Origin of the sequence: Sphingomonas sp. S-NIH.Pt3_0716, from assembly GCF_003950715.1 — a bacterium.
GTDB lineage: Bacteria > Pseudomonadota > Alphaproteobacteria > Sphingomonadales > Sphingomonadaceae > Sphingobium > Sphingobium yanoikuyae_A.
Window position 1 is genome coordinate 20,533 of sequence record NZ_QLJK01000044.1, and the last position, 6,706, is coordinate 27,238.

Below are 6,706 nucleotides of genomic sequence, written 5' to 3' on the forward strand. Positions count from 1 at the left end.
CTGCTGCGGCGAAGGCCAAGTTTGAAGTGGCTCAGGCAGCTGAGCAAAAATGGAATGAAAAAGGGGCAAGGCGCGGCACCGCTCGGCTGCCGCGCGCCCTCAACGCGAAAGTCTTACAAATGCAGAATAATGTTACACCGCGCTCCCTCGGGAGCGCGAACGGCTTGCCGTGGATCAAAGCCGCGACCTATCGCGGCATCATGATGCTGGCGGCGGATATTGGCGGGCCGATCGACTTCAGCCCGGAGCAGCGCTTCCCGGGCGCGCGGCATGGCGTGCTACTGGAAGGCGCCAATCTCCTGATCGTCGGGACCCGGACCGGTCCGAACATTGGGCTGTATGACGTTAGCGCAGTCGCCCGGCAGTATGGCATGGACCTGCTGCTCGCGCGCTTCTCTGGTCCAGTCGCGAAATACGACATTTACCGCTGCAAAGACGATCAGTGGTTTACCGGCTATCAGCGCGCATGGTTTGAGGACCGCTACTGGTTCTGCCCGCCCGATGAAGTCGATCAGCCATTCATCCTGGCACACCGGCGCGGCCTGCAATTCTCCACCCATGCGCCTTGCCCCGATGCCCGGCGCTTTGAAGCCGGTCTCTCGCTGGCGGCGCAGACCAGCACGCAGTGGCAGGAGGCGGCATGAGCAAAGCCAAATCGAAGCCTGCCACGGCCGATCAGCCAGAGATGCTGTCCTGCTTCACGCTGGATCCTGCCGATGACGGCAGCTTCAAATATATCCGCTACTTCTACAAACAGGATGTACATCGTGCCGGAATAACCGACATGGTTATGGCGAAGCTGACGCCTGCCGGGCACAAGGCATCGCGTCATGATTTGCTGCTGCCTGACGCAGCCAGCGGTGAATATATGGACCTCAGCTATCTGCTGCAGCGCTACGATGCGATGCTGCCCGGGGCTGAGCGGACCGGATACGCCCAATTCACCCTGACACTGCCATCAGATCAGCCACCGCATGTGGGATGGGAGCAGGTGCGGGCATGGGTGCGAAGCTACTTTGTCCGTCAGGAGCAGTTGGCCGCACTGATGGTACTCCATCTGCCCTATTTGGCGGGTTCATCAAATGCCGCTCACATCCATATCCTGCTCCCGGCACGCCGGCTGTCGATGAATGGGTTTACCGGCCAGGCACGCGACGTCTGTTCGGATAGTGGCTGCCATGATGCATGGAACGCCTGGATCAGCTTTCAGAAAAAGGGCGGCTCATGCGTAAAGTGACGATGATCGATCCGCCCCATGGCTGGCGCTATGGCTTTCCCAAGCCCCTCACTCTTGGTGAGGGGCAGAGCTTGCAGGATTGGTTGATCGAAAATGGATACCCCCAGGCCGAGATCAACGTCTTCGGGATCGTCCATCTGCCTTGCCGATACTGGATGCGGGAAATTGAAGAGCCGCCGCCCTATGAGTTGAATGCGCACGACATAGGCGAGCGGAGAAAACTCATCCTGGCCCGTCGTCATGTCGCCGCGCTTCGGGCCAATCCGGACCTCATCATTCAGGCGCAGGCGGAGAATGACCGGCAGCTGGCAAGCCATCGTGCGACCATTGGAAACAGGGCATGGCGCTTTCTATTGAGGCGATCCATCGATGAGATCATCGCCTATATGCTTCAGAAGTCCCCGACCGGGAGAACTCTACGTTCAACCAGTCCATTCTCGATGATCCTGCCTCCCGAGCCGGAAGCAGAACGGCGTAGGATGTGGCGGGCGGCCAAGGCTGAATTGCTCTCCGATTATCCGAGCGGAGGAGCGGGGGAGGGGGGGGGATTTTCAGTGCCGATAGCCGTCTGGTTGCGGCACATCATTGGCATAATGCAAGATATCGTCGACTTGAGCATAATGTCGACACGTGCTGGCCGACTTTGGTAGGCCGTGGTAGGTGGCAGCTAGGACTTTCCGGCCATTCCAGGCGCCCTCCTTCCCTAGGCAGCTTGCGGATTAATCTGCCATTGTGACCTTAATCAAAAAACGATCGCGTCGAAATAATAGTCGCATTTAATCTGCAGGCTCCGGCCGAATAATTCGCAAATGCCGACAATATCTTGACCTTTGGCAGTTCCTGATGGACATCAGGTCGATCCATTTTTAAACGAGGATTGGTGTAGCCTGCATGGATACCACAGCGAACGTCACCGATATTCCGGTCATCTACAAGATTTTAGGTATGAGCAGTGATGAGCAATTGGCACCTTTGGTCGACACACTAACGCAGACGCCTCTCAGCATACTTAAGATTTGCCGGGCCTATGAACGGCATGCTCCGGATCACAGTCGGTATACCGATCAGATCGGCGATGAGGTGTACCGTCTTGGTCAAAAGGCACTGAATGTTACGGATGGTAGCCGTCCTTCGTATCAACGGATGATCGGCGCGTTATGCAAACAGCTGGGATTGCCTGCGCAGGATGGCGATCTGGCCGGCAACGAGACGACTTTACTCAACCTCTTTACGTCGCAACGGCTCTCATCAATCGCGGCGGACAAGCAGCAGGCGGCCGTGAACGAGGCTCGCCAAGCAGTTGCTGAGGGGGCCAGGAGCTTTTTCGGCGCCGCAGAGTGGCCTGCTCTGGCTGCTTCCCTAATGCAAATTGCGTTCCTGCGCGGGACGTATAATGAATTTGCGCGCGCAAGTAAGGGAGGCAAGGAGGCCAGTTCGACGCCACCACCTGATGGTCATTCCGATGCTTTGGTCATCAGTAACGATAGCGGAACCCCTGTTCTAACGCTTGCTCAGATCAGCTTTTCGGACTCGGACGATGGGTGGCGCAAGGTCAGCAAGGATGATACCGGGATCAGCCGGTTAAATTCCGTTTTGCAAGCTGTCCCCGGCGTGGCCACGGCCGTTGAGGTTGGGACAAGCAACTACATGAACGTGATTGTCCCAGCTGGAACCGAATTGGTTGAGAGCGTTAAGCATGGTGGCCTAATCGGCACGCTCCGCAAAATTGGCACAAGCGAATTCGCCGGAGCCGCTAAACTCGATATCGGGAAGCTTTCGGCGCTGGCGGCTTCCGGCGCTGCTCTCAATATTGCATCGGCCATGCTGGCGCAAAAGCATCTCGCCGACATTAGCGAGAAGCTCTCGGACATTAAGGAGGCCGTCGAAGATGTCGCTGCGTTTCAAAAGAACGAGCGTCGATCAGTCCTGACAGGATCGATCTGCTATTATGAGCAGATTGCTGGGTCCGTGCTGTCCGGAGAGCTCTCGGATGAGGTGGTCCACGTCATCGAAATGCACGAGACCAAGCTGCTGGAGGTGCAAAACCATCTTGCCATCGACATTCGCAGTCAAACCGAAGCCCTGAAGATCTTGAAAGACGAAGAGTGGGTCCGGCAAGGTAAGTACATTAAGGCGCTGGATGAGCAGCAGGCAGCGCTCGATAAGCTCTATCATGAAATGCTTTTGTGTTTGCGCGCGCGCGCCTTTGGCTGGCAGCTCCTCTCTGTCTTCCCTGGCCGAGAAAAGCGTAAAGAAGATCGGCTTCAGGATATTAGGGCCTCTGTATTAGCCTTGCTGCCGCAGGGCGAGGTAGCCATTGCGCTGGATCAGCTCCTCCGCGAGAAAATCAAAACCGTCACTAGCGCGGCTGATCGTTCCCAAATTCTGCGGAACGAAAATGCTCTGATGAACCGCATCTCGGCTCAAAGCGCGATGATTTTCGATAGCCTTGAAACAATCGGCACGGATATCTCCACTCACGATCGCCCGCTCTCGATGGATCTGAAAATTCAAGATGGGATTATCATAGCAACGCGAATGCGTTGAACTGCTAACAGCCCAGCATTCAAACTCGAGCGTATCGAATCCACCATCCTCTGACGTGACGCCCCATGTTCGCTCGATCGAAGACGTATCGCCCTAGTCTGTGGCTCCGGTTGTTTCTTGCCGACAACTGGACGTTGACGCTGATCCGTTCCCAGCCTCAAGACGTGAAGCTGGGAAGCGGAAAACTGGCATCCATCGACATTACTGCAATCTCGGTGACGAGAGCATTGCTCTGGCATGCCGTCGAAATCCGCACACGGGATAGTGTCACCAATCTCACAGGCCTTTCCGGCAACGCAGCCCGCCAACTGCGCGACGACCTGCACAGCTTCGTGAACTTACATCTCGCTGCTCTCATCGATAAAGGCAAAGGCCAACTCATGGTGGTCGACCAGGCCATCACCGCGATCGTCGAGGGCAAGCGGCAATATCTCGCGCAGTCAGACATTAGTCGCGCGATCGCAGAAGTGCCCGGCAGCGCGTCCCTGGCGCTGTCCCACCCACTCTTTCATGCCGCCCTAATGCCTGCCGCATTACGAACGCACCTGCCAACATCTTTTAGGATGTTGACCGATGCTGAGGAACGCCAGCGCTACAACGAAGCATTCGTTGAACACGAAATGCGCGAATTCAGCTCTTTCTTCGACCAGCTTGAGGGCCTATCCCTTTCCGACGAACAGCGGGAAGCCTGCATTCGGCTCGAGGACAGCAATCTTCTCGTGGCATGCGCTGGGTCCGGCAAGTCTGCGACGATGGTCAGCAAAGTGAGTTACGTCCTCGAGAAAGGACTTCATGCCCCGTCCGAAATCCTGGTGCTGGCCTTCAACAAAAACGCGGCCGACCAGCTGAAAGATCGGATCGCGCGACAGCTCGGCGTTGAAGCGGACGAGCTGGAATGCCGGATCACAACATTCCACGCGCTCGGCCTTGGGATCATCAAGGAGGCTGAAGGGCGACCACCCCAGCTCGCCAACTGGGTGGATAACGCCCATGGGGAGGCCCGCTTCATCGATGGGATCATCGATGCATTGATGAAATCGAACGAGGAGTTCCGCACGCTCTGGCCGGATATGCTTCTCCTGTATCCCAAGGCTGATATCCCGCCCTCCCAGTTCGACTCGGCTGAAGAATATCGGCGACATATGGCCGATAATAGCGGCAAGCGGCCGGAGAGCATTCTCAGCCAGTCCGGGATCTATGTGAAGTCCCTACAAGAGCTGAAGATAGCCAACTGGCTGTGGCAGCACTCAGTCGAATTCAAATACGAACGGCGGACGAAGGTCCAGGACGAGGATGGCGGCATCCGCCACGTCGATCCAGATTTCTATTACCCAGCCACCGACACGATCCACGAGCACTTCGCCATCGATGCTGACGGGACTTCGCCCTTCAGGGATTACGTCAAGCATGCCAAGCTGAAGCGGGCCGGCTATGCTAGAATTGGCGCCGATTTCTTCGAGACAACATCTGCTCAGTCCGCCGATGGCTCGCTGCTCGACCAACTCAGGAGCGAGCTGGAAAAGCGTGAGATTGAGCTGACTCCGAAATCACCCGAGGAGATCATGAAGACGATCCCCTCCGTCGTGATGACACGCTACCGCAAGATTATCGGGGTCTGCATCAAGCACATCCGTGCCAGCAGCCTCACGTTGGAAATGTTGCAGGAAAAGGCGAAGACGCTGCACGACAAGAATCGCGCCACCCGTTTCGCGAAGGTCATCTGGCTCATCACCCAAGCCTATTCGCAGAAGCTGGAGCAGGATGAGCGGATCGATTTCGACTCCATGATTGGCGATGCGACTAAGCTAGTGGAAGCCGGCCGCTATCGTAGTCCCTATTCCCTGATCCTCGTCGACGAATTCCAGGACATCTCTGATTCTCGGGCTAAGCTCATCAAGGCTCTCAAGCATCAGAGGGCGTTCACGAAGATGTTCGCGGTCGGGGATGACTGGCAGTCAATCTACCGTTTTACCGGGTCTGATATAACTATCTTCACCGAATTCGATGCTAACTTCGGCGCATCCTGGCAGGGCCGATTGCAGCGCACATATCGCTGCAACCAGACGCTAGCCGAAGCCGCGGCCCGTTTCATCCAGAAAAATCCCGCACAGATGTCGAAGCAGGTCACTTCATCACGGCCGGCCGTTCGGCGTTCTATCAGGGCGATCCCCGTGAAAGTAGAATGGGGCAAGCCACGCATGGGCGATGCCTGCTTCAAGATCCTTGAAAGGTTGGATCGTTTCCTCAGCGGCATTCAGTCGCAGTGGCGCGAGAGCGATGAGCACCGCCTAAAGGTGCTTGTCCTGTGGCGATACAACATGCTGGACCCGTTCCATGCCGGCTCGCCAATGTATGACTGCATCGAGGTTTCGGGCCTGTCTTTCCATCGGTCGAAAGGATTGGAGGCCGACTACACGATCCTGATGGATGTCAGCGAAGGTGACTACGGCGTACCCAGCAGGATCGAGGATGACGAACTCCTCAATCTGGTGATCCCACGGCCGGAGGAATTCGAGTACGCGGAGGAACGGCGGCTTTTCTATGTCGCGTTAACGCGGGCCAGCCGCGGGACGTTTCTGCTCTACAACAGCAGTAGGCCATCCCGCTACATCTCAGAACTTTGCGCCGTCGCCGGTGATGATGTCCGGTTCGAAACAGTCGACGGTGTACGGCTGATGCAGTGTCCTGCATGTGTAACCGGGCGATTAATCGAACGGCAAACGGAAGGTGGGATCAGCATAATTGGCTGCAGCTCTCATCCACGATGTTCGTATGTTCGCCGGCCATCCGGCGTCTAGAGCGGTTTCCATTCATTCCGGTTCATAGCCGCATGATTTGAAGTAGTTTGCACATTCGTCGGGCTTGAAGATATCGACGAGCCTGCCGATCAGGTCCCACAGGCCGCTGACGGTGCGCTCTCCT

5 protein-coding genes and 1 pseudogene are annotated in these 6,706 nt (G+C 56.6%); 5 read left to right on the forward strand and 1 reads right to left on the reverse strand.

Translation table 11 applies throughout. The features are described from left to right. The first annotated feature begins 26 nt into the window (after positions 1–26). From BRX37_RS23775 to BRX37_RS23795, 5 genes are all read left to right on the forward strand, one after another. The gene (locus BRX37_RS23775; RefSeq protein ID WP_318276898.1) at positions 27–644 is read left to right on the forward strand and encodes a hypothetical protein; all 618 of its coding nucleotides are present in this window, start codon (positions 27–29) and stop codon (positions 642–644) included. Next, positions 641–1,237 (forward strand): hypothetical protein, encoded by a 597-nt coding sequence (locus BRX37_RS23780; protein ID WP_125989808.1) that lies wholly within the window; start codon positions 641–643, stop codon positions 1,235–1,237. Before BRX37_RS23775 ends, BRX37_RS23780 begins: the two co-directional genes overlap by 4 nt. After that, entirely contained in the window at positions 1,186–1,887 is a 702-nt protein-coding gene (locus tag BRX37_RS23785; RefSeq protein ID WP_318276899.1) for a hypothetical protein, read from the forward strand. Before BRX37_RS23780 ends, BRX37_RS23785 begins: the two co-directional genes overlap by 52 nt. 241 nt (positions 1,888–2,128) lie before the next feature. Next, a complete protein-coding gene (locus BRX37_RS23790) occupies positions 2,129–3,784 on the forward strand; it encodes a hypothetical protein (protein ID WP_125989810.1) in 1,656 nt (551 codons plus the stop codon). Positions 3,785–3,894: 110 nt separating this feature from the next. After that, positions 3,895–6,582 carry a UvrD-helicase domain-containing protein gene (locus BRX37_RS23795; RefSeq protein ID WP_318276900.1) on the forward strand — a complete coding sequence of 896 codons (2,688 nt, stop codon included), beginning with the start codon at positions 3,895–3,897 and terminating at the stop codon, positions 6,580–6,582. Between the two features lie 12 nt (positions 6,583–6,594). Here BRX37_RS23795 and BRX37_RS23800 read toward each other — a convergent pair. After that, positions 6,595–6,706: pseudogene (locus BRX37_RS23800) on the reverse strand (IS630 family transposase); the annotation flags it as partial.